Raw genomic sequence first — 21,303 nt, 5'->3', positions numbered from 1 at the left:
ATTGTCAGCCGCTCACCAGTGCGGCGGCTTGGTCACCGGCACGTCGGGTGCGGCCTGTTCCTCCAGCGCCAGGAAGCGCTCGGCCAGCGCATCGAGCTTGCGCTGCATGCGCTCGATCACCTTCCACTGCTCGGCGATCTGGCCTGACAATTCCTCGATGGTCTTCTCCTGCTCGGCGGCGCGGATTTCCAGCGTCGTCAGCCGGTGGTCGGGCATGTCGGCGGGCATGGTCATCTCAAATCCTCGATCAGGCGATTGTGCAGGCTGCGGCCACGTTGGAAATTGACAAGCATGGCGGGATTTGTCGAGAGTGAACCCTGCTCCGGGCAATTGGCATAGACCCAATTGGCACAGACTGGGCGTCATGCTAGGCGTTTGACCAAGCGGTAAAAAAATAACAGTGGGAACAGGCTGCATGGCGCAAGCCGCAATCGAGCTGATCGGCATCGACAAGAGCTTTGGCGCCGTGCGCGCCAACCGCGACATCAATCTGGAGATTATGCGCGGCACCATCCATGGCATCGTCGGTGAGAACGGCGCCGGCAAGTCGACGCTGATGTCGATCCTCTATGGTTTCTACCAGGCCGATTCCGGCGAAATCCGTGTCGGCGGCCAGCCGGCATCGATCAAGACACCGAATGATGCGATCGCGCTCGGCATCGGCATGGTGCATCAGCATTTCATGCTGGTCGACAATTTCTCGGTCCTGGAAAACGTCATTCTCGGCGCCGAAAGCGATGCACTGCTGAAGAAGAGCATCGCCAAGGCGCGTTCCGAGCTGGAACGGCTCGAGCGCGAATACGGGCTCGAAGTCGATCCCGACGCCGTCATCGAGGAGTTGCCGGTCGGCCTGCAGCAACGCGTCGAAATCCTCAAGGCGCTCTATCGCGGCGCCGAAATCCTGATCCTCGACGAGCCGACGGGCGTGCTGACGCCGGCCGAGGCCGACCATCTGTTCCGCATCCTCAGGCAGCTGAAGGAGCAGGGCAAGACGATCGTGCTGATCACCCACAAGCTGCGCGAGATCATGGCGATCACCGACACCGTCTCGGTGATGCGCCAGGGCACGATGGTGGCGACACGCGAAACCAGGAAGACCACGGTCGAGGAACTGGCGGAGCTGATGGTCGGCCGGCGCGTGCTGCTGCGCGTCGAGAAGGGCGAGGCGAAGGCCGGCGGCGTCAAGCTCGCGGTCAAGAACCTGACGGTCAAGGATTCCCGCGGCGTCACCATGGTCGACGACGTCTCCTTCGACGTCCATGCCGGCGAGATCGTCGGCATTGCGGGCGTCGCCGGCAACGGGCAGTCCGAATTGCTCGAGGCGATTTCCGGCATCAGGCATGCCGTTTCGGGCTCGGTCATGCTCGACGGCAAGCCGATCGACCTCACCGGCGCCGCCGACCCTGGCGAGCTGCGCGAGCGCGGCCTTGCTCATGTGCCGGAGGACCGCCATCACGTCGGGCTGGTGCTGGCCTTCGAGGAGAACGAGAATTCGATCCTCGGCTACCAGGACGATGAGCGCTATCTGAAGGGGCCGTTTCTCGACATCGACGCCATCCGTGACGATGCCCGGGACAAGATCGTCAAATATGACATCCGCCCGGCGGACTGCCGCCTCAAGACCGCCAATTTCTCCGGCGGCAACCAGCAGAAGATCGTGCTGGCGCGGGAAATGGAACAAGATCCCGGCGTGTTGATCGTCGGCCAGCCGACGCGCGGCGTCGATGTCGGCGCCATCGAATTCATCCACAAGCGCCTCATCGCCATGCGCGACCAGGGCAAGGCGGTGCTGGTGGTTTCGGTCGAACTCGACGAGATCCGCTCGCTGTCCGACCGCATCCTGGTGATGTTTGCCGGCCGCATCGTCGGCGAACGCGGCCCCGACGCGACCGAGGGCGAGCTCGGCCTGCTGATGGCCGGCGTCGAGCAGCGCGAGGCGGCGGAATGAGCACTCCCTATGCTAAGCTCCCGGCCTGGGCCGACTACGTGCTGATCCCGCTGATCAATCTGTTCGTCGCCTTCGTCGTTGCCGGCTTCGTCGTCATATTGGTCGGTGAGAATCCGTTGCGCGCGGCTGTCATCCTGGTCGAGGGTGCCTTCGGTCGCGGCCAAGGCATCGCGTTTACACTTTTCTATGCCACCACCTTCATCTTCAGCGGGCTTTCGGTGGCGGTTGCGGCGCATTGCGGCCTGTTCAACATCGGTGGCGAGGGCCAGGGCTATATCGCCGGTCTCGGCATCGGCATCGTTTGCCTGGCCTTCGACAGCGTGCTGCCCTGGTGGCTGACCTTCCCGATCGCGATTATCGCCGCCGCGGCGATGGGCGCGCTGTGGGCGCTGATCCCGGCCTATCTGCAGGCCAAGCGCGGCTCGCACATCGTCATAACCACCATCATGTTCAACTTCATCGCGGCCAGCGTCATGGTCTATGCGCTGGTGGGGATGCTGAAGCCGCCCGGCTCGATGGCGCCGCAGACGCGCACCTTCCTCGAAGGCGCGCAATTGCCGAAGCTCAACTGGATCATCGAATTGTTCGGCGCCAAAATCCGTTCGGCGCCATTCAACGTCAGTTCCCTGCTGGCGCTGGCCATGGCCTTTCTGGTGTGGGTGCTGATCTGGCGCACGAAGCTCGGCTACGAGATGCGCACCTATGGCCACAGCCCGAAAGCGGCGCGTTATGCCGGGATTTCGGAAATACGCATCATCATCATTGCGATGATGATCTCGGGCGCGCTGGCCGGCATGATGGCGCTCAACCCGACGATGGGCGACCAGCACAATGTCGCGCTCGAATTCGTTTCGGGCGCCGGTTTCGTCGGCATCGCGGTGGCGCTGATGGGTCGCCTGCACCCGGTCGGCATCGTGCTGGCGGCGATCCTGTTCGGTATGCTCTACCAGGGGGGCGCCGAACTCGCCTTCGAAATGCCGGCGATCAGCCGCGACATGATCGTCATCATCCAGGGCCTCGTCATCCTGTTCGCCGGGGCGCTCGAGCATATGTTCCGGCCCTATGTCCAGGCGTTGTTCGCCTCGCTCAGCCCGAAATCGGTCGGCATGGAAGCGGTCAAAGGGAAGGGCGCCTGAGATGGATTTCTTCAACGCCATCGTACAAGTCCTGGACTCGACCATCCGCCTTTCGGTCCCCTTGCTGCTCGCCTGCCTCGCCGGCCTCTATTCGGAGCGGGCCGGCGTCTTCGACATCGGGCTCGAGGGCAAGATGCTTGTCGGCGCCTTCGCCGGTGCGGCCGCCGCCTCGGTCTTCCACTCGGCCTATATCGGCCTCGGCATGGCCATCCTCATCTCGGTTGCCTTCGCGCTGATCCACGGCTTTGCCTCGATCACCCATCGCGGCAATCAGATCGTTTCCGGCGTCGCGATCAATTTCATTGCCGCCGGATCGACGATCATGCTCGGCCAGGCCTGGTTCCAGCAAGGCGGGCGCACGCCGGCGCTGGCTGCCGGCGAGCGCTTCGAAGCAATCATCTGGCCGGGCGCGGATGCGCTCAGGGGCGTTCCGATTCTCGGGCCGATCTATTCGGAACTCATCTCCGGCCACTCCGTGCTGGTCTATCTCGCCTTCCTGGCCGTGCCGTTCACCTGGTGGGTGCTGTTTCGCACCCGCTTTGGGCTCCGCCTGCGCGCTGTCGGCGAGAACCCGGCCGCGGTCGACACCGCCGGCATCTCCGTCGCCTGGCTGCGCTATCGGGCGCTGATTTGCACCGGCGTGCTCACCGGCATTGCCGGCGCCTATCTGTCGATGGTGCAGAATGGCGGCTTCGTGAAGGACATGACCGCCGGCAAGGGCTACATCGCGCTGGCCGCGCTGATCTTCGCCAAATGGAAACCGGTCAACGCCATGTTCGCCTGCCTGCTGTTCGGCTTCCTCGATGCCGCGTCGATCCGCCTGCAAGGCACGCCGCTGCCGCTGATCGGCAAGGTGCCGGTGCAATTCATGCAGGCGCTGCCCTATGTGCTGACCGTCATCCTGCTTGCCGGCTTCATCGGCAAGGCAATCCCGCCGCGCGCCGGCGGCGTGCCTTATGTCAAGGAACGCTAATATATCATGGCTCATGATCTGTTCGAAGCGGCGAAAGCCGCCATGGCCAAGGCCTATGCGCCCTATTCGAAATTTCCGGTCGGCGCGGCGTTGCGCACCGAAGACGGCCGTGTCTTCACCGGCGCCAATGTCGAGATCGCGTCCTATCCAGAGGGCTGGTGCGCCGAAACCACCGCGCTCGGCCACTACGTCATGGGCGGCGGCGGCAAGATCACGGAAATCGCCGTGATCGCCGAACGCGTGGCAAAATGCTCGCCCTGCGGCGGCTGCCGGCAGCGGCTGGCCGAATTCTGCCGGCCGGAAACGAAGTTCTATCTCTGCGATGACAGCGGCGTGGTCGAGACCGTGACCATGGGCGAGTTGTTGCCATACGGGTTTGAAGGCGATGTGCTGAAATGAAGGAAGCGCTCGATCACCTCGTCGAAAGGCTGGATGGGTTGGCGCCGACCACCGCCTTGGTGCTGGGGTCAGGGCTTGGCGGGCTCGTCGACCAGGTCGAGGATGCGGTGCGCATCTCCTACGCCGACTTGCCGGGGTTTCCCCGAAGCGGTGTCAGCGGCCATGCCGGCGAGGTGGTGGCGGGGCTCTTTGCCGGCACGCCGGTGCTGATGCTGTCCGGCCGCGCACACTATTACGAGCACGGCAACGCAGCGGCGATGCGGCCGGCGCTGGAAGTGCTCGCCGGCCTCGGCATCTTCCGGCTGATCCTCACCAACGCCGCCGGTTCGGTCGATCCCGGGATGGGGCCGGGCTCGGTAATGCTGATCACCGACCATATCAATTTCTCGGGGTCCAACCCGCTGATCGGCGAACCGAGCGACCGCCGTTTCGTCGGTCTGACCGAAGCCTATGACGCCGGTCTCCGCTCCGCCATAGAGCAGGCGGCGAAGGCCACCGGTACCACGCTGCACAAGGGCGTCTATATGTGGTTCTCCGGCCCATGCTTCGAGACGCCCGCCGAGATCCGCATGGCGCGCGTCATGGGCGCCAACGCGGTCGGCATGTCGACGGTGCCGGAGGTCATTCTCGCGCGCTTCCTCGGGCTGCGCGTCGCCGCCTGTTCGGTCGTGACCAACCTTGCCGCCGGCATGACCGGAGCCGAGCTGTCGCACCAGGAGACCAAGGACATGGCGCCGGTCGGCGGAGCGCGGCTGGCGACCATCCTGCAGCGTGTTTTTCAGGACGGGCTTCCGGAGCACAGGGTCGACGCCTGATGCTTCCCCAGGAAATCATCCGCCGCAAGCGCGACGGGCAGAAGCTGTCGGCTAAGGAGATCGCGTTCTTCATCGAGGGCCTGACCGCCGGCACCGTTACCGACGCGCAGGTCGGCGCCCTCGCCATGGCGGTATTCTTCAACGGCATGAGCCGCGACGAGGCGGTTGCGCTGACTATGGCGATGCGCGATTCCGGCGATGTGCTCGACTGGTCGGATCTGCCCGGCCCGGTCACCGACAAGCATTCGACGGGCGGCGTCGGCGACAATGTCTCCTTGATGCTGGCACCGATCGTCGCTGCCTGCGGCGCCTATGTGCCGATGATTTCCGGCAGGGGCCTTGGCCATACCGGCGGCACGCTGGACAAGATGGATGCGATCCCCGGTTATATCAGCCAGCCGGATGTTGCGCGCTTCCGCAAGACTGTGCTCGAAACCGGCTGCGCCATCATCGGCCAGACCGCAGACCTTGCACCCGCCGACGCCAGGCTCTACGCGATCCGCGATGTGACGGGAACGGTCGAATCGGTGCCGCTGATCACCGCCTCGATCCTGTCGAAGAAGCTGGCGGCCGGCCTTGGTTCGCTGGTGCTCGACGTCAAGGTCGGCAACGGCGCCTTCATGGAGAAATCGCGCGACGCAACCGCGCTGGCCAACAGCCTGGTCGAGGTCGCCAAGGGCGCCGGCCTGAAGGCATCGGCGCTGGTCACCGGCATGAACGAGCCGCTGGCCTCCGCCGCTGGCAATGCGGTCGAGGTGCGCAACGCCGTCGATTTTCTCACCGGCCGCTTTCGCGACCGGCGGCTGGAGGACTTGACGCTGGCGTTGGCCGCCGAGATGCTGCAATCGGCAGGCTTGGTGTCGTCCAACCAGGACGGCCTGCGCCGCGTCGCCGAGACGTTGGCCGGCGGCCGCGCCGCTTCCATCTTCGCGCGCATGGTGGCGGCACTGGGTGGTCCCGCCGATTTTGTCGACAATCCGGAAAAATATCTGCCGAAAGCGGCAACGGAATTCGCGGTCAAGGCGAGCGCGAACGGCTTTGTCTCTGGCATCGCGACGCGCGAGATCGGGCTTGCCGTGGTCGGGCTTGGCGGCGGGCGGACGCGGCCCGACGACAGGATCGATCACGCCGTCGGCATCACCAGACTGTTGCCGATCGGCGCCGAAGTGCGGGCCGGCGAAGCGCTGGCGCTAGTCCATGCCCGCAATACCGGGGATGCCGAAGCGGCCGCGGCCGTCGTGCTTTCGGCCTATATGATCGGCCCTTCCAAACCGGCCACGGAGAAAACCGTCATCCGGCGGATCCTGCCGCGCGGATAGAGCCCATTCCGATGGTATCGGATCGGCTCTATCTTTCTTTGGACCATGATCTTGTCCGACGACCGGTGCCCTTTTCGCTGGCGTGGACCTGCGGTTCAGGATCACGGCCTACTGGACCAGCAGCAGCGTGCCGTCTTCGACCTGGTATTTTTCGAGCCGCTGCAGAAAGCTCATGCCGATCAGGTTGGTGTGCAGCGCCCTATCGTCGAGCACGACGGCCTCGACGCCCTCGACGGTGATCCTGCCGATCTGCAGGCGATCAATCGTCACCACGGCGGCCTTGATCGCACCGTTGGCGGTGTTGACCTGATGGCTGAAGTCCGTCGGATTGAGCGAGATGCCGATCCTGCGCGCGGTCGAACTGTTGATGGCGACGAGCGTCGCGCCGGTATCGATCATGCCGTCGATCTGTCGGCCGTTCAACTTGAAGACCGACATGAAATGCCCGCGCGCGTCCGCGGTGACGACGACCTTGCGGCCGAGCGGCTGCGGCGTCGCCGGCCTGTCCCGAACGGCGGCGAGATTCAGGTCGGTTTGGGTGTCGGCCTGCCTAGCTCCGATGGCGGATTTCAACAGCCGCTCGATAACCTGTGAATTGGACTGATATACGATCGGCAGCGATGCCGACGTTCCGGCAAACACGCCAAGGATGAGAAGCTTGCGCAGCATGGACCGGCCTTTGTGGTTGCCGATCCTTAGTCCGACATGGTGTTTGCCGCTTTAACGACTGCGGAAACCAGCCGTTTGCGTAAACAATCGGTAAACGGATCTATTTGGTGCCGTACATGCGGTCGCCGGCATCGCCAAGGCCGGGCATGATGTAGCCCTTCTCGTTGAGCTGGCGGTCGATCGAGGCGGTGAAGACGGGAACATCGGGATGCGCATGGGTGAACCGCTCGAGGCCCTCTGGTGCCGCCAACAGGCAGAGGAAGCGGATGTTGGTGGCACCGCGGCCTTTCAGCTTGTCGATCGCCGCGATCGCCGAATTGGCGGTCGCCAGCATCGGGTCGACGACGATCACCAGCCGGTCGGCGAGGTCGCCCGGCGCCTTGAAGAAATACTCGACCGCTTCCAGCGTCTCATGGTCGCGGTAGAGGCCGATATGGGCGACACGCGCCGCCGGCACCAGATCGAGCAGGCCTTCGAGCAAGCCGTTGCCGGCGCGCAACACCGAGGCGAAGACCAGTTTCTTGCCCTCCAGCGTCGGCGCCTCCATCGTCTCGATCGGCGTCTCGATCGTCGTCGTCGTCAATTCCAGGTTGCGGGTGACCTCGTAGCCGAGCAGCAGCGAGATCTCGCGCAGCAGCCGCCGGAAGCCGGCCGTCGAAGTCTCTTTCTTGCGCATGATGGTCAGCTTGTGCTGGACAAGCGGATGGTCGACGACGGTGACGCCCTTCATGGTGTTCTCCAACTGCGCAAGTAAATGGTGAATGGTGAATAGTGAATAGTGAACTGGTTTGCGAGTCCTTGGTTGCGCGGCAAAGCTCGCGGTTGACGGACCGAAGCGCCGGGTGAGCCATTCACCATTCACCTGCCCTTGGCGCCGAGCCTGCCGAGCAGCGCCGCCCTGGTCTTCCTGTCGACGAAGGCTGCCTCGATAGCCGTCCTGGTGACGGCGGTGAGCGCCTTGTCGTCCATCGCAAAATGCTCGGCGGCGATGTCGTATTCGCGTTTCAGCGAGGTCCAGAAATAGGGCGGGTCATCGGAGTTGAGCGTCACCTTGCAGCCCGCCGCCTTCAAGGCGGGAAAGGGATGGTCGGCGAAACTGTCAAAGATTTTCAGCGCGATGTTGGAGCCGGGGCAGCATTCGAGCACGACGCCTTCGTCGGCGATGCGCCGCACAAGATCGGGGTTCTCGATGGCGCGCACGCCATGGCCGATGCGAGACGGGCGGATGTGGTCGAGTGCCGCCTCGACGCTCTCCCAGCCCATCAATTCGCCGGCATGCACGGTGATGCCGAGGCCGGCCTCGCGGGCGATCTCGAAGGCCCTGACATAATCTTCCAGATCACCTATCCGCTCGTCGCCGGCGACGCCGAAACCGGTGACCAGCGGATGCCCACAGCGGGCGGCGAAACGTGCCGCCCGTTCGATCGATTCGACACCGAAATTGCGCACGCCGGTGACGATCATGCGGCCTTCGATGCCGGTCTTCGCCTTGGCGCGGGCCATGCCTTCGCCGAGCGCGTCGGTATAGGCCTTCGGCGACAGCCCGGCCTTGCTTGCATGGTCGGGCGAGGTGAAAACCTCGGAATAGATGGCGCCGTCGCGGGCGAGGCTGGTCAGATAGTGATCGGCCAGCCGCGCATAGTCTTCTTCAGTGCGGAACAGGTCCGACGAGAAGTCGTACGCGGCGAGGAAAGAGGTGAAGTCGTGCCAGACGAAGGAGCCGTCCTGGATGTAGGGCGAGGCATCCTTGCCGTATTTCTCAGCCTGGCGGAGGACGAGTTCAGGCGCCGCTGCCCCTTCGATGTGGCAGTGCAGTTCTGCTTTCAAAGGCATTCAATTATCCCGTCAGGCTTTTTTCTTATGACGCAAGTTCCTGTCGGAACCGTGTGACACTTTTCCGGAACCTGCTTCGAAGCGCGGCCGAACACCGCGCCTTAAACAATAGCGCCCGCACCATCGATCGGCTATGGTCCCGCCGATTTTATGGCGGATCAAAACGATGTCGGTTGAAAGAACCACTGCTGCGGGCGGCATGGAAACCTCCTATGGTTTCAAGCGGGTAGGACCAGGCGACAAGCAGTCCCTGGTCAATGATGTTTTCCACAAGGTGGCGAACCGCTACGACCTGATGAACGACCTGATGTCGGCCGGGTTGCATCGGTTGTGGAAGGACGCCATGGTTGCCTGGCTCAATCCACCGAAGCGGCCGGGCTGGAGCGTTCTCGACGTTGCCGGCGGCACCGGCGATGTCGCCTTCCGCATCGTCGAGGCGAGCGGCAAGCACGCTCATGCAACGGTTCTCGATATCAACGGCTCGATGCTCGCCGTCGGCCGCGACCGGGCCGAGAAAAAGGGCCTGTCGGCAAATACCGATTTCGTCGAAGCCAATGCCGAGGAACTGCCTTTTGCCGATGCTACTTTCGACGCCTACACCATCGCTTTCGGCATCCGCAACGTGCCCCGCATCGATGTGGCGCTTGCCGAAGCCTATCGCGTGCTGAAGCCCGGCGGGCGCTTTCTCTGCCTTGAATTCTCCGAGGTCGAGATGCCGCTGCTCGACAAGGTCTACGAAGCATGGTCGTTCAACGCCATCCCGCGGATCGGCAAGATGGTGACCGGCGATGGCGAGCCATATTCCTATCTGGTCGAATCGATCCGCAAATTTCCCAATCAGCAGAATTTCGCGACGATGATTTCGCGCGCGGGCTTCGAGCGCGTCTCATTCCGCAACTACTCCGGCGGCATCGCCGCGCTCCACTCGGGCTGGAAGCTTTGAAGCTGGCCCGTATCTTTCGTACTCAATGTGCTCTTCGCCGGTCTAGGAAATCGGCGGGGCAAAGCCAGCCATGAGCAGCATCGGCGCTGGTTTCAGGCTCGTGCGGGCCGGCTGGGTGCTGGTCCGCGAGGGTGTCATCGCGGCTTTGCCCGGTGACGAGCTCTTCGGCTTGCCGAAATTCGGCTGGCGCATGGCCCGGCTGTTCACCCGCCGTCGCGCGCTTGCCTATGAGCGTGGCGACAGGCTGGCCAAGGCGGTCGTGCGGCTCGGCCCGTCTTACGTCAAGCTCGGCCAGTTCCTGGCGACACGGCCGGATGTCGTCGGAAACGATATCGCGCTTGATCTTGCCATGCTGCAGGACAAGATGCAGACGTTTCCGAAGGCCGAGGCTGTCGCCGCGATAGAGGCCTCGCTCGGACGCAGGGTCGACGAGCTCTATGTCAGTTTTGGCGAGGCCGTCGCCGCCGCCTCGATCGCCCAGGTCCATACCGCCGAAATCCTGCAGAACGGCGTCGTTACCCGGGTGGCGGTGAAGGTCATCCGGCCGGGCGTGCGCCGCCGCTTCTTTCGCGATCTCGAGAGCTATTTTCTCGCCGCCCGGCTGCAGGAAAAATACATCCCGTCGTCGCGCCGGCTGCGGCCCGTCGAGGTGACCGAGACACTGGCCCAGACGACCAAAATCGAAATGGACCTGAGGCTGGAGGCGGCGGCTTTTTCGGAGCTCGGCGAGAATACCAAGGACGATCCCGGCTTCCGTGTGCCGTCGGTCGACTGGGAGCGCACCGGTCGTGACGTGCTGACCATGGAATGGGTCGACGGCATCAAGATGAACGATATTGCCGGCCTAGCCGCCGCCGGCCACGACCTGAAGGCGATTGCCGCCAACCTCGTTCAGTCGTTTCTGCGCCATACGCTGCGCGACGGTTTCTTCCATGCCGACATGCACCCGGGCAACCTGTTTATAGAAGCCGACGGCACCATCGTCGCCGTCGATCTCGGCATTGCCGGCCGGCTCGGCAGGAAGGAGCGCCGGTTCCTCGCCGAAATCCTCTACGGCTTCATCACGCGCGATTACCAGCGCGTCGCCGAAGTGCATTTCGAGGCCGGCTACGTGCCGCGCCAGCACAACGTCGCAGCTTTCGCCCAGGCGATCCGGGCGATCGGCGAACCCATCCACGGCCAGCCGGCCGAGACCATCTCGATGGCCAAGCTGTTGACGCTGCTGTTCGAGGTGACCGACCTGTTCGACATGGCGACGCGATCCGAACTGGTGCTGCTGCAGAAGACCATGGTCGTTGTCGAAGGCGTCGCCCGCACACTCGATCCGGCCTTCAACATGTGGAAGACGTCGGAGCCGGTGGTCAGCGGCTGGATTGCGCGCAATCTCGGCCCGCGCGCGCTGCTGGCCGATGCGCGCGACGGCGCCAACGCGCTGCTGGCGCTGGCCCGTCAGGCGCCGGACCTCGCAGCCCGTACCGAGCGGCTGTCGCGTGAGATCGACCTGATGGCCGAAAACGGCCTGCGCTTCGACGAGGGGACGGCGGACGCGATCGGCAAAGCCGAGGCGCGCCACACCCGCTCCGGCCGGCTGGCGCTGTGGGTGATCGCGCTGACGCTGGTGTATATCGCCTGGAAGCTGCTCTGATTGCAATGACAGCAGTGCTGTCATTGCAATCACGCCGCTTGTCGCTTATGTTAACGGCGAGCAGCTACGCTATGAGCACTATCACAATCCGTAATCTTGATGACGAAGTGAAGCAGGTGCTGCGCGAACGCGCTGCCGCGCGCGGCGTTTCGATGGAGCAGGAAGCGCGGGATGCCTTGCGCAAAGTGACGATCCCCGAGAGCAAGCTCCAGAACGGGGAGTGGCGGCTGAAAGCGTCACGTGACGAGATCTTGGCGCTCGGACGGAAATCAGAACACCCCATTGACCTCAAGGCGCTTACTGATCACATGTGGGATGAGGGACTTCTGTGACCGTTGCAGTTGATACGTCTGCGTTAATCGCAATCATCGGCGCAGAGCCGGATGCGGCTGCATTCGTCGATGTTTTCGGCACCTCATCTGCTGTACTGATAAGCACTGCAACACTTCTGGAGGCACATTGTGTGGCGAACCGGTCCGGCGGTGGCATCAACCCCGCCGAACTTCAGGTGCTCATCGATCGCCTCGAACTGACGGTCGTTCCTTTTGATCTGGCTCAGCTCGAGGTCGCACGACTTGCCTACTCTCGGTACGGTCGCGGATCCCGCCATCGTGCTGACCTCAACATGGGCGACTGTTTCGCCTATGCCCTGGCCAAGACCCGAAACCTGCCGCTACTTTTCAAGGGTGACGATTTCATCCATACCGACATCGAATCGGCGCTGAAGCCGGCATGACATTGGACAAGAACTGGCCTCGGGCATGACCCTCTCCAGCAAGCGCATCCTGCTCATCATCGGCGGAGGCATTGCTGCCTACAAGGCGCTCGACCTGATCCGTCGGCTGCGCGAGCGCGGTGCGGCAGTGCGGGTGGTGATGACCGCCGCGGCGCAGGAATTCGTCACCACGCTGTCGGCCGGGGCGCTGTCCGCCGACCATGTTTTCACCGAACTGTTCGACCGGCAGGACGAGCACGATATCGGCCATATCAGGCTGTCGCGCGAGGCCGACCTTGTGGTCGTGGCGCCGGCCACCGCCGACCTGATGGCAAAGCTCGCCAATGGCCATGCCAACGACCTTGCCTCGACCGTGCTCATCGCCACCGACAAGCGAGTTTTGATGGCGCCGGCGATGAACCCGAAAATGTGGGCGCATCCGGCGGTCCGCCGCAACCGTGCGGCGCTGAGCAAGGACGGCGTCGCATTCGTCGGCCCGGCGAAGGGCGAGATGGCCGAGAGCAACGAGGTGGGCGAGGGCCGCATGGCCGAGCCGCTGGAGATCGTCGCCGCGATCGAGGCGCTGCTCGACGGCCGGCCAAAGCCGCTGGCAGGCAGGAAGATCATTGTCACCTCCGGGCCGACGCATGAGCCGATCGACCCGGTCCGCTACATCGCCAACCGGTCGTCGGGCAAGCAGGGCCACGCCATTGCGGCGGCGCTAGCCAGGCTCGGCGCCGATGTGCGTCTCGTCTCCGGTCCGGTCGGCATTGCCGATCCGGCCGGCGTCGCCACGCTGCACGTCGAAACGGCCGTCGAGATGAAGGACGCGGTCGAGCAGCTGCTGCCGGCCGACGCGGCAGTGTTCGTCGCGGCTGTCGCCGACTGGCGCACTCAAAGTTCGGCCGGGGAAAAGATCAAGAAGGTGGCGGGCGAGGGGCCGCCGGCGCTGCGGATGGTGGAAAATCCCGATATTCTTGCCGGTGTCGGGCATCACAAAAAGCGGCCGATGCTGGTGGTCGGTTTCGCTGCGGAGACGCAGGATCTGGTCAGGAACGCCGAGGCCAAGCTTGCAAAAAAGGGGGCCGATCTTATCGTCGCCAATGATGTCTCGCATGAAGATGGTGCTCCGGGCGTGATGGGCGGCGACCGCAACAAGGTACGGATCGTCTCAAAGGCCGGCGTCGAGGAATGGCCAGAGATGAGCAAGGATGAGGTGGCGACGCGGCTCGCGGCACTGATCGCCGAGCGGCTGAAGACGGTCGTCGTCTAGTCAATCTCCCCTGCGAGGGGGGAGATCGGCAGCTTCGCTGGCGGCGCCCCCGAAATCCGCAAGGCGGCAAGGCATCCCAGGATCCCGAGCGGGATAAACGCCAGGAACAGCCAGGCAGCGACGTTTGCCGCGGCCTCGCGGTTCAGGCCCTCTGAAAAGCCGCTGGCGTTGGCTACGATGCCGGTCAATGCCGCACCCACGGCATAGCCGATGCGCTGCATGGTCGGCACGGCGGCCGAGGCGATCGTCTGCTCGCCCTCCCGCGCCGATGCCACGATTACGCGCGTGACGAACGGCCAGGCGATGCCGAAGCCGCCGCCTTGCAACAAGGCACAAAGCAGGATCAGCGGGATCGAGCCCGCCGGCACAGTATAGGCGAAACCGGCAACGCCCGTGGCGATCATCAGCGCACCGCCGACAATGATCAGCCGCTCGCGTTCCGGCGGCGCATTGGCGACGAGGATCGACAGGATCGACCAGGCGATCGATTCGCCGGCGATGATGTAGCCGGTGGTCAGGATCGGGATGCCGTGCAGGCTGGTCAGCAGCAGCGGTCCGTAGACGGTAAAGGAGCAGGTCGCCACCGAGAACGCCGCGACCATGGTCATGCCCGCGCCGACCGGCGAGCGCCATGAGAACAGCCGCGACGGGAACAGGCGCGAGCGCGGCTTCAGTGCGTCGATATAGATAAACAGCGCCAGGCCGATCAGGCCGAGGCTGAGCAGCAGCGACGAGCGCAGCAGGGCGATGTCGACGCCGGCGGTGGCTATCAGCACGACGCTGACGGCGAGGCAGCCAAGAGCCGCCAAGGGGAAGGGCGGCGCCGAGCCGCCGGTCGCCTGCGGCCTTGTTGCTTCAGGTGTATCGAGCACGAGGAAGCTTGCCAGCGCCATGGCCGTGCCGCCGAGGGTGAAGACGCCGAAGGCCCAGCGCCAGGACAGCAATTCGGTCATGACCGCGCCGAGCACCGGCCCGCTGAAGGCGGCGACACCCCAGACCGCCGACATGACGCCGAAAAGCTGCGGCCAGATCGCGCGGGCAAACAGCCGCTCGACCGAGACGAAGGCCAGCGACACCAGCGCGCCGCCACCGAGCCCCTCGATCAGGCGGCCGCAGAGGAACAGCGGCATCAAAGGCGCGGCGGCGCAAACCAGCGCGCCGCCGGCATAGAGCATCGCGGCGACCATCATGTTGGTGCGCAGTGCGACATAGCTCACCAGCCGTCCGGCGGCCGCACCGGCCACGATGGCGCCGAGCTCGTAGATCGCCAGCGACCAGCCCACCAGTTGCACGCCGGCGAGCTCGCCGACCATGGCCGGCATGACCGTTGCCACCATCGTTTCGTTGGTGGCGTGCAGCAGGATGCCGAGGCTGATGAAGCAGAAGCGCGCCAGATCGCCGCTCGCCCACAGCGCGCGCCAGTCGACCCTGTTTGTGCTTGTCTTGGTCATCCGGCCCCCCAGGCTTTCTTAGACGCTGGTCTAAAGTATTGGAGCGTTCTTCACGTCCAAATGAGTACATGCCGCAGTATGGGAGGACTTCTAGAACCTCAACCGCAGTTGAGATCAAGCGGCTTTGATCGCCGTTGGCGTGGCGGATTTCAAATTGTGCGATGGGGGACGATCACGAAGCGTTGAGATTCTGGTCAGACCGAAGACAAGCAATATTGGATCGCCGCAATCTTCGGTCACGATAACGGCATGAACACAGTTGCCATGCCGTGATCTTCGAGCGCCGCAACTTTGAACATCAGGGCGGCCCATTCTCCGCGGAGTGGGCCTGCCGGAAACTATGAGCCTTCGGCAGCTATTCGCAGGCCGACACCTACGCTCCCCGCCGCTCGGGAGCCATGCTACGCCGCTATTTCAACGAGTGGATCAGATCCAGCGAGGTGACGGCGACCGCCAGGTTGACGCCGGTCTGTGCCTGGACACTGAGCGGCTGCAGCGAAAAGGCGCTGTCGAGGCCGCCGACCAGGAGATTGGCGCCGCCACCGGTGACCACGCTGGCCTCGGCGTTCACGCCATAGTAGCTGCCGGCAAGGTCGCCTTCATCGTGGTTGCGGGTCGCCGCCAGAACCGCCCATACCAGCTGGCCCTGATGCGTCCGGCCGACATCGACGCCGAGCTTGGAAATCACCCCGGTATAGACTTCGGAGGGGCCGCCACGATGTGGACGAAAGACACAGGAAACACCCTTGTTGGAGGTGACGAGATAGGCCGTGCCGCCGTCGATGGTGCAGTCGAGCACGCCGAGCTGGAGCTTGCTGGCGCTGGCGGGAGCGGCAACGACGGTCGTCGCGAGAGCGGCGGCACAAGCGAGTTTCTTGATCATGGCAGGGTCCTTTCGAAATTGCCTTGTACAAACGGCTGAGCACGCCGAGCGTTCCGCCGAAAACTTGGCGCCAGCAACGCAAGGGTAAACGCAGGGTTGTCGGGGCGCGGAAAGGGCCGCCCGATTAACCGGCCGCTCAGCCGGTGCTGGTGCGGGCCAGGCCGTCCTTGGCCGGCTGGTAGGTCGGATTGAGGTGCACGGCCTCGCGGTAGGATTTCGCGGCCCTGACCTTGTCGCCGCGCCGCTCGTAGATCAACGCCTGGTTGGACCAGGCCTCGGCATTCTTGCCGTCGAGCTTGATGGCCATGTTGAAGTCGGCGAATGCATTGTCCTCGTCGTTCATGGCCAGGTAGGAGAGGCCGCGCCCGTTGTAGGGCTCGGAGGCGTCCGGCGCCAACGAAATGGCAGTCGAGAAATCCTCGATGGCAAAGGCGTGCTGGCCCTGGCTCTGGTAGATCAGGCCGCGATTGTGATAGGCGCGCGCGTCGGTCGTGTCGAGCTGGATGGCCTTCTGGAAATCGTTGAAGGCTTCCTGCACCCGGCCCGCCCTGCGGTAGAGATTGCCGCGGCCGATATAGGCGGCGTCATAGTTGGGATTGATCTGGATCGAGCGGTTGTAGTCGGCAAGCGCGCTCGCCTGGTCGCCGAGGAAGCGCTGGATGAGCGCGCGATTCGAATAGGCCTGGTAAAAATTCGGATTGAGCTGGATGGCGGTGTTGAAGTCCTTCAGCGCCGCCTGGTACTGGCCGCCGCGGCCATAGGCCGAGCCGCGCACATTGTAGGCTTCCGGATCCTGGGGGTTGCGCTGGATCACCGCCGATAGCGAGGAGATGTTCTCGCTCGAGGCTTGCGCCTTGTCGATGTTGTTGAACTCGCCGGTCGGAACGCTCTGGCAGCTGGCAAGCGCCATCCCGGAAAGCAGGGCTGCCGTCAGGGCGAGGCCGCGCCACGCGGTTCTGCGCTCTACGGTAATTGCGTCCATGTCTGCCCTGTCCTTACTGCGCCGTCTGGTCCGTTCCCCCTCCGAACCGGCATCTCTCCCAACCGGTCCTTTCGGACCGGGTCTACATCACAACAAAAAAGGTGGCGGCGATTCCGCATCGCGCCACCCTGGATATCCTTGGAAAAGGACGAAAAATTGGCGTCAGAACCGCGGCGGACGCGGGGCACCGGCACCGGCAGCACCGGCCGCGACCGGACGCGGCGTCATCGGCAGCAGGCCTTCGCGCTGGGCACGCTTGCGGGCCAGCTTGCGGGCACGGCGCACGGCTTCCGCCTTTTCACGGGCGCGCTTCTCGGAGGGCTTCTCGTAATGTCCGCGCATCTTCATTTCGCGGAAGATGCCTTCGCGCTGCATCTTTTTCTTGAGCGCGCGAAGCGCCTGATCAACATTGTTGTCGCGGACGAGTACCTGCACGGGCAATCCTGTCTTTCGGGTTTGAAATCAACAGGCAAGCGGCCATAGCCACAAGCCTCCGCGGCGCGTTACACCACGAATTGGGGCGGCTGATAGCAGAATCAAGGCGCTCTGTCCACTGCCGATTGAGTGGTGGTGCCGACCCCGAAACGAAAAACCCGCCTCAGCGGCGGGTCGTTGGTCTGAATCAGCACCATACCGAGTTTACTAGCATAGCTGCCGGCACAAAGCAAGAACAAAATTCGCCTTGGGCCAGATAGGCGACGCTACGCCGTGGCCAGGTGGAGCTGCTCGAAACCCTCGAAGAACTCGCCGTAGTCGCAGGTTATCTCCTCGCCGGCGGCGATGTCGCGGGTCGCAGTGGCCCCGCCATATTGCGAAAAGTCGGTGTTCGGTTTGTCGGCGTGGTTCATGAAGCGGCCATTGTCGACCTCATAGACCATGAAGCCCGGCCGGTCCGGACTGGGATAGGCATATCTGTCGAGCAATTCCTTGAGGTGCGGCGGCGCCGTCTCGTATCTTTCCACCTGGATCAGCCGGTCGAAGTCCGGATCGAGCCGCCAGATCTGCGCCCCTTTCCGGATCGGCTCGGCGGCGAACACGCCGACGCCTTCGATTGCGCTTGCGGCGATATAGGTCCTGATCAGCAGCATGTTTCCAACCCATCTTCGAGGAGAAGACGGAATCGTCAAATCGCCGGGAAAAGCAAGACCGGTTTTCAGGCATTGCGGCTGGCGGGCCTCACCGACCGCGAAACGCTTCACGTGCGGGTGATCGAGACGCCGCCGTCGGCGAACAGGGCCGCGCCGGTGGTGAAGCTCGATGCATCGGAAGCCAGATAGAGCGCCGAGCGGGCGATCTCGTCAGGCTCGGCGACGCGCTTCAAGGCATGCAGGTTTTCAACGAAGGCTCGCGATTCAGGGGTCTTGAACGTTGCCGAAGGCGTGTCGGTGCCGCCCGGCAGCAGCGCGTTGACCCGCACGCCTTTGGCGCCATATTCGGCGGCCAGCACCTGCGTCAATCCGATCAGTCCGGCCTTGCTCGCGGCATAGCTGGTCATGCCGGGCATGCCGACCGTGTGGCCGACAAAGGTGGAGGTGAAGATCAGCGATCCGCCGCCGCGGTCGACCATCGCCGGCACCTGATATTTTGCGCCGAGAAAGGCGCTGGTCAGGTTGGTGTCGAGCGTCTCGCGCCAGCCCTCCAGCGACAGCTCCGAAACCGGCCCGGTCTTGCCGACCGAACCGGCATTGTTGAAGGCGATGTCCAGCCCGCCGAATTTCTCGACCGCGAGGTCGACCAGGGCCTTCGCGTAGGCTTCGTCGCGGACATCGCCGGCAAGGGCGATGGCGGTGCCGTCGGCGTCTTCGATTTCGGCAACCAGCGCGTCAAGCTCCGCCTTGCGGCGGGCAGCGACGACCACCTTGGCGCCTTCCTCCGCAAACAGCTTGGCCGTGGCGCGGCCGATCCCGGAACTGGCGCCTGTGACGAGGGCAACTTTGTTGGCAAGTGTGAGCATTTTCCTGCATCCTTTTCGCGCCGGCCCTTGCCGGCAATCGGGATGCTTGGTCGCAAATCGAGGCGGCGCGAGCCACCCGATACCTGCGAGGTCGTGTCGGCCTGGACTATTGCCTAAGCAGCCAGCCGAGCCGATCGAGCGAAAATGCGTAGCTGACGGCGATCAGCAGTGCGACGGCTATGCCGGCTGTCGTGCAACCGGCCAGGTGGAATCCGGCAGCGCCGCCGAACAGGATGACGAGTTCGAGCACCAGCCGCAAACCGCCCGGCACCGGAACCGGCGCCCGCCCCGAGCGGCTCGGATCGTTCGGCACCGCGAAGATTCCCCAGAGCGCGGCGGCGCCGAACGGCAATGCCACGGCAAGGATCCAACGCCACATGCCCGCTGAGAGGCTCCAGCCCGCCATGCCGAGGCCGAGCAAAGCGGCGAGCTCCAGCAGGAAGCGCAATGTCAGATTCCACCAGACGTTACCCACCGCCATAATCCTCCGATCGTCAGTCAACGGATAGCGCTCGAAGGCAATTGCATCAACCTGCCCGCATGCCTCTTCTCCACCATGGCGCAAAACGGCAAGCCCCGTCGCAAACAGTGCAAGGCTGGCAGCGCCGTTTCGCTAGTGATACAAGCTCGCGCGCCGGGGTTGGCTGATCTGCCCGGCCGTCATTTGCGAGGCCTGCGACGTTGAAGAAATACTCGGTATTCGCCATCGCCCGCGAGGCCATGCGCGGCCACAAGGGTTGGGAGGAACAGTGGTCCTCGCCGGAGCCGAAGAAGGAGTACGACGTCATCATCGTCGGCGCCGGCGGCCACGGCCTGGCCACCGCCTATTATCTCGCCACCGTGCACGGCATCACCAACGTCGCGCTATTGGAAAAAGGCTGGCTCGGCGGCGGCAATACCGGCCGCAACACCACCATTATCCGCTCGAACTATCTCTACGACGAGAGCGCCGGAATCTACGATCACGCGCTGAAGCTGTGGGACGGGCTCAGCCAGGAGCTCAACTACAACGTCATGTATTCGCCGCGCGGCGTCATGATGCTGGCCCACAACATCCACGACATCCAGGTGCTGAAGCGCCACGTCCATGCCAACCGGCTGAACGGCATCGACAATGAATGGCTGACGCCGGAGCAGGCCAAGGAATTCTGCCCGCCGCTCAACATTTCGCGCAATGCGCGCTATCCGGTGATGGGCGCCTCCCTGCAGCGCCGCGGCGGCACGGCGCGTCACGATGCGGTCGCCTGGGGCTATGCGCGCGGCGCCTCGGCGCGCGGCGTCCACATCATCCAGAATTGCGAGGTCACCGGCGTCAAGCGGGCGCCGAACGGCGCGGTCACCGGCGTCGAGACGACGCGCGGCTTCATCGGCGCCAGCAAGATCGGCGTGGTCGCCGCCGGCCACTCCTCGGTGATCATGAACATGGCCGGCGTGCGTATGCCGCTGGAAAGCTATCCACTGCAGGCGCTGGTGTCGGAGCCGGTCAAGCCGGTGGTGCCCTGCGTAGTCATGTCGAACACGGTGCATGCCTATATCTCGCAGTCCGACAAGGGCGAACTGGTCATCGGCGCCGGCACCGACCAGTATGTCTCCTATTCGCAGACCGGCGGGCTGCACATTTTGCAACATACGCTCGATGCGATCTGCGAGATGTTCCCGATCTTCACCCGTATGAAGATGCTGCGCTCATGGGGCGGCATCGTCGACGTGACGCCGGACCGTTCGCCGATCCTGGCCAAGACGCCGGTGCCCGGCCTCTATGTCAATTGCGGCTGGGGCACGGGCGGTTTCAAGGCAACGCCGGGTTCGGGCCATGTCTTTGCCCATACGATCGCCAGGGACGATCCGCACCCGATCAACGCGCCTTTCACCATCGAGCGCTTCCGCACCGGCCGCCTCATCGACGAGGCGGCGGCGGCAGCGGTGGCGCACTGATGATGACCGAGATGGCCGTCGCCATGCCGCTGATGCTCGCCGGCGAGCAAGGCCTGTTCCATTTTCCGTCGCCGGACGAGGTGCGCACGCAGCCGATCAGCCGCGCCGAAAACGAGACCGAATGGCCGTTTTCGGTCGACGACGGCATTCTGACCTGCGTCTGGAGCGGCGGACAAAGGGTCGTCTCGTTTCTTGAAGGCCGGCCGGCGGATCTGGACAACGACGAGCAGTTCGAGCCGCGCGTCGTCATCGTCACGGTCGATCCGGTCCTGCTGACGATCGGCAACATGGCCAACCGCGACCTCTTCAGCCCTGCGGCAAGCATCGAGGAGCGTATCCGGCTCGTCGCGCCCTTCGTGACCTTGGGCCAGAGGCTTTGCGACCAACCGGCCGGCGCCCGCGTCGGCCACGGCGAATTGTAGGACCAACC

General features: G+C 64.1%; 24 protein-coding genes. 13 read left to right on the top strand and 11 right to left on the bottom strand.

Annotated features, from left to right (window positions below; all coding sequences use genetic code 11):
* Positions 1-12: 12 nt before the first annotated feature.
* Positions 13-234 carry a SlyX family protein gene (locus NKH83_RS03700; protein ID WP_254817071.1) on the bottom strand — a complete coding sequence of 74 codons (222 nt, stop codon included), beginning with the start codon at positions 232-234 and terminating at the stop codon, positions 13-15.
* A gap of 181 nt (positions 235-415) precedes the next feature.
* Here NKH83_RS03700 and NKH83_RS03695 point away from each other — a divergent pair, with 181 nt between their 5' ends.
* Genes NKH83_RS03695 through deoA form a run of 6 tightly spaced genes read left to right on the top strand, consistent with a single transcriptional unit; the run spans position 416 to position 6,590 of the window.
* The gene (locus NKH83_RS03695; RefSeq protein ID WP_254816860.1) at positions 416-1,948 is read left to right on the top strand and encodes an ABC transporter ATP-binding protein; all 1,533 of its coding nucleotides are present in this window, start codon (positions 416-418) and stop codon (positions 1,946-1,948) included.
* Positions 1,945-3,084, top strand: coding sequence for an ABC transporter permease (locus tag NKH83_RS03690; protein WP_352802164.1), 1,140 nt, complete (start codon positions 1,945-1,947; stop codon positions 3,082-3,084). The genes NKH83_RS03695 and NKH83_RS03690 overlap by 4 nt, the downstream gene beginning before the upstream one ends.
* Before the next feature lies 1 nt (position 3,085).
* A complete protein-coding gene (locus NKH83_RS03685) occupies positions 3,086-4,057 on the top strand; it encodes an ABC transporter permease (RefSeq protein WP_254816863.1) in 972 nt (323 codons plus the stop codon).
* A gap of 6 nt (positions 4,058-4,063) precedes the next feature.
* Positions 4,064-4,456 carry a cytidine deaminase gene (gene cdd / locus NKH83_RS03680; protein WP_023675315.1) on the top strand — a complete coding sequence of 131 codons (393 nt, stop codon included), beginning with the start codon at positions 4,064-4,066 and terminating at the stop codon, positions 4,454-4,456.
* On the top strand, positions 4,453-5,271 hold the full coding sequence (locus NKH83_RS03675; protein ID WP_352802162.1) for a purine-nucleoside phosphorylase: 819 nt from the start codon (positions 4,453-4,455) through the stop codon (positions 5,269-5,271). The genes cdd and NKH83_RS03675 overlap by 4 nt, the downstream gene beginning before the upstream one ends.
* Positions 5,271-6,590, top strand: a complete 1,320-nt coding sequence (deoA, locus tag NKH83_RS03670) for a thymidine phosphorylase (RefSeq protein WP_352802160.1) — start codon at positions 5,271-5,273, stop codon at positions 6,588-6,590. The genes NKH83_RS03675 and deoA overlap by 1 nt, the downstream gene beginning before the upstream one ends.
* 108 nt (positions 6,591-6,698) lie before the next feature.
* Here the strand turns inward: deoA and NKH83_RS03665 are convergent, their stop codons facing one another.
* The 3 genes from NKH83_RS03665 to NKH83_RS03655 all read right to left on the bottom strand — a co-directional run bounded on the left by NKH83_RS03665 (position 6,699) and on the right by NKH83_RS03655 (position 9,092).
* On the bottom strand, positions 6,699-7,259 hold the full coding sequence (locus tag NKH83_RS03665; RefSeq protein ID WP_352802158.1) for a TIGR02281 family clan AA aspartic protease: 561 nt from the start codon (positions 7,257-7,259) through the stop codon (positions 6,699-6,701).
* 100 nt (positions 7,260-7,359) lie between these two features.
* The gene (upp, locus tag NKH83_RS03660; protein ID WP_254816867.1) at positions 7,360-7,989 is read right to left on the bottom strand and encodes a uracil phosphoribosyltransferase; all 630 of its coding nucleotides are present in this window, start codon (positions 7,987-7,989) and stop codon (positions 7,360-7,362) included.
* Positions 7,990-8,117: 128 nt separating this feature from the next.
* Positions 8,118-9,092: an adenosine deaminase gene (locus NKH83_RS03655; protein WP_254816868.1), complete on the bottom strand. Its 975-nt coding sequence runs from the start codon at positions 9,090-9,092 to the stop codon at positions 8,118-8,120.
* Between the two features lie 166 nt (positions 9,093-9,258).
* Here NKH83_RS03655 and ubiE point away from each other — a divergent pair, with 166 nt between their 5' ends.
* The 5 genes from ubiE (at position 9,259) to coaBC (ending at position 13,668) form a co-directional block, all read left to right on the top strand.
* A complete protein-coding gene (gene ubiE, locus NKH83_RS03650; protein WP_352478128.1) occupies positions 9,259-10,035 on the top strand; it encodes a bifunctional demethylmenaquinone methyltransferase/2-methoxy-6-polyprenyl-1,4-benzoquinol methylase UbiE in 777 nt (258 codons plus the stop codon).
* 70 nt (positions 10,036-10,105) lie between these two features.
* Positions 10,106-11,680, top strand: coding sequence for a 2-polyprenylphenol 6-hydroxylase (gene ubiB / locus NKH83_RS03645; protein WP_352478130.1), 1,575 nt, complete (start codon positions 10,106-10,108; stop codon positions 11,678-11,680).
* 71 nt (positions 11,681-11,751) lie between these two features.
* Positions 11,752-12,012 (top strand): FitA-like ribbon-helix-helix domain-containing protein, encoded by a 261-nt coding sequence (locus NKH83_RS03640; protein WP_254816871.1) that lies wholly within the window; start codon positions 11,752-11,754, stop codon positions 12,010-12,012.
* Positions 12,009-12,416 carry a type II toxin-antitoxin system VapC family toxin gene (locus NKH83_RS03635; RefSeq protein ID WP_352478132.1) on the top strand — a complete coding sequence of 136 codons (408 nt, stop codon included), beginning with the start codon at positions 12,009-12,011 and terminating at the stop codon, positions 12,414-12,416. The genes NKH83_RS03640 and NKH83_RS03635 overlap by 4 nt, the downstream gene beginning before the upstream one ends.
* A 25-nt stretch (positions 12,417-12,441) precedes the next feature.
* Entirely contained in the window at positions 12,442-13,668 is a 1,227-nt protein-coding gene (gene coaBC, locus NKH83_RS03630) for a bifunctional phosphopantothenoylcysteine decarboxylase/phosphopantothenate--cysteine ligase CoaBC (RefSeq protein ID WP_352478134.1), read from the top strand.
* On the opposite strand, the gene NKH83_RS03625 is transcribed toward coaBC, so the two are convergent.
* From NKH83_RS03625 to NKH83_RS03595, 7 genes are all read right to left on the bottom strand, one after another.
* Entirely contained in the window at positions 13,665-15,119 is a 1,455-nt protein-coding gene (locus NKH83_RS03625; protein WP_352478136.1) for an MFS transporter, read from the bottom strand. The genes coaBC and NKH83_RS03625 overlap by 4 nt on opposite strands.
* Before the next feature lie 409 nt (positions 15,120-15,528).
* Complete coding sequence (locus NKH83_RS03620; protein WP_254816875.1) at positions 15,529-16,002, bottom strand: DUF992 domain-containing protein; 474 nt, start codon at positions 16,000-16,002, stop codon at positions 15,529-15,531.
* Positions 16,003-16,138: 136 nt separating this feature from the next.
* Positions 16,139-16,984, bottom strand: a complete 846-nt coding sequence (locus NKH83_RS03615; protein WP_352478138.1) for a tetratricopeptide repeat protein — start codon at positions 16,982-16,984, stop codon at positions 16,139-16,141.
* A gap of 162 nt (positions 16,985-17,146) precedes the next feature.
* Positions 17,147-17,419, bottom strand: coding sequence for a 30S ribosomal protein S21 (gene rpsU, locus NKH83_RS03610; protein ID WP_023675331.1), 273 nt, complete (start codon positions 17,417-17,419; stop codon positions 17,147-17,149).
* A 266-nt stretch (positions 17,420-17,685) separates the two neighbouring features.
* Positions 17,686-18,072, bottom strand: coding sequence for an SET domain-containing protein (locus NKH83_RS03605; protein ID WP_352478139.1), 387 nt, complete (start codon positions 18,070-18,072; stop codon positions 17,686-17,688).
* 107 nt (positions 18,073-18,179) lie between these two features.
* Entirely contained in the window at positions 18,180-18,938 is a 759-nt protein-coding gene (locus tag NKH83_RS03600; RefSeq protein WP_352478140.1) for an SDR family oxidoreductase, read from the bottom strand.
* 106 nt (positions 18,939-19,044) lie between these two features.
* Positions 19,045-19,419: a YrdB family protein gene (locus NKH83_RS03595; RefSeq protein ID WP_352478142.1), complete on the bottom strand. Its 375-nt coding sequence runs from the start codon at positions 19,417-19,419 to the stop codon at positions 19,045-19,047.
* Positions 19,420-19,619: 200 nt separating this feature from the next.
* Between NKH83_RS03595 and NKH83_RS03590 the strand changes: the two genes are divergently transcribed.
* Positions 19,620-20,873: a sarcosine oxidase subunit beta gene (locus tag NKH83_RS03590; protein WP_352802154.1), complete on the top strand. Its 1,254-nt coding sequence runs from the start codon at positions 19,620-19,622 to the stop codon at positions 20,871-20,873.
* Positions 20,873-21,295: a hypothetical protein gene (locus NKH83_RS03585; protein WP_352478146.1), complete on the top strand. Its 423-nt coding sequence runs from the start codon at positions 20,873-20,875 to the stop codon at positions 21,293-21,295. The genes NKH83_RS03590 and NKH83_RS03585 overlap by 1 nt, the downstream gene beginning before the upstream one ends.
* Positions 21,296-21,303: the final 8 nt, after the last annotated feature.

The organism is Mesorhizobium sp. M0909, from assembly GCF_040319515.1.
Taxonomy (GTDB): Bacteria; Pseudomonadota; Alphaproteobacteria; order Rhizobiales; family Rhizobiaceae; genus Mesorhizobium.
The sequence above is the reverse complement of the archived record's forward strand: the minus strand, read 5'-3'. Positions and strand labels throughout refer to the sequence as shown.

Coding starts and splice junctions, on each gene's coding strand:
- NKH83_RS03675 (WP_352802162.1), top strand. CDS start 4,453: ATGAAGGAAGCGCTCGATCACCTCGTCGAAAGGCTGGATGGGTTGGCG.
- NKH83_RS03685 (WP_254816863.1), top strand. CDS start 3,086: ATGGATTTCTTCAACGCCATCGTACAAGTCCTGGACTCGACCATCCGC.
- cdd (WP_023675315.1), top strand. CDS start 4,064: ATGGCTCATGATCTGTTCGAAGCGGCGAAAGCCGCCATGGCCAAGGCC.
- ubiB (WP_352478130.1), top strand. CDS start 10,106: ATGAGCAGCATCGGCGCTGGTTTCAGGCTCGTGCGGGCCGGCTGGGTG.
- NKH83_RS03585 (WP_352478146.1), top strand. CDS start 20,873: ATGATGACCGAGATGGCCGTCGCCATGCCGCTGATGCTCGCCGGCGAG.
- NKH83_RS03595 (WP_352478142.1), bottom strand. CDS start 19,419: ATGGCGGTGGGTAACGTCTGGTGGAATCTGACATTGCGCTTCCTGCTG.
- NKH83_RS03700 (WP_254817071.1), bottom strand. CDS start 234: ATGACCATGCCCGCCGACATGCCCGACCACCGGCTGACGACGCTGGAA.
- NKH83_RS03695 (WP_254816860.1), top strand. CDS start 416: ATGGCGCAAGCCGCAATCGAGCTGATCGGCATCGACAAGAGCTTTGGC.
- ubiE (WP_352478128.1), top strand. CDS start 9,259: ATGTCGGTTGAAAGAACCACTGCTGCGGGCGGCATGGAAACCTCCTAT.
- NKH83_RS03655 (WP_254816868.1), bottom strand. CDS start 9,092: ATGCCTTTGAAAGCAGAACTGCACTGCCACATCGAAGGGGCAGCGGCG.
- upp (WP_254816867.1), bottom strand. CDS start 7,989: ATGAAGGGCGTCACCGTCGTCGACCATCCGCTTGTCCAGCACAAGCTG.
- coaBC (WP_352478134.1), top strand. CDS start 12,442: ATGACCCTCTCCAGCAAGCGCATCCTGCTCATCATCGGCGGAGGCATT.
- NKH83_RS03640 (WP_254816871.1), top strand. CDS start 11,752: ATGAGCACTATCACAATCCGTAATCTTGATGACGAAGTGAAGCAGGTG.
- NKH83_RS03625 (WP_352478136.1), bottom strand. CDS start 15,119: ATGACCAAGACAAGCACAAACAGGGTCGACTGGCGCGCGCTGTGGGCG.
- deoA (WP_352802160.1), top strand. CDS start 5,271: ATGCTTCCCCAGGAAATCATCCGCCGCAAGCGCGACGGGCAGAAGCTG.
- NKH83_RS03600 (WP_352478140.1), bottom strand. CDS start 18,938: ATGCTCACACTTGCCAACAAAGTTGCCCTCGTCACAGGCGCCAGTTCC.
- NKH83_RS03615 (WP_352478138.1), bottom strand. CDS start 16,984: ATGGACGCAATTACCGTAGAGCGCAGAACCGCGTGGCGCGGCCTCGCC.
- NKH83_RS03690 (WP_352802164.1), top strand. CDS start 1,945: ATGAGCACTCCCTATGCTAAGCTCCCGGCCTGGGCCGACTACGTGCTG.
- NKH83_RS03665 (WP_352802158.1), bottom strand. CDS start 7,259: ATGCTGCGCAAGCTTCTCATCCTTGGCGTGTTTGCCGGAACGTCGGCA.
- NKH83_RS03620 (WP_254816875.1), bottom strand. CDS start 16,002: ATGATCAAGAAACTCGCTTGTGCCGCCGCTCTCGCGACGACCGTCGTT.
- NKH83_RS03605 (WP_352478139.1), bottom strand. CDS start 18,072: ATGCTGCTGATCAGGACCTATATCGCCGCAAGCGCAATCGAAGGCGTC.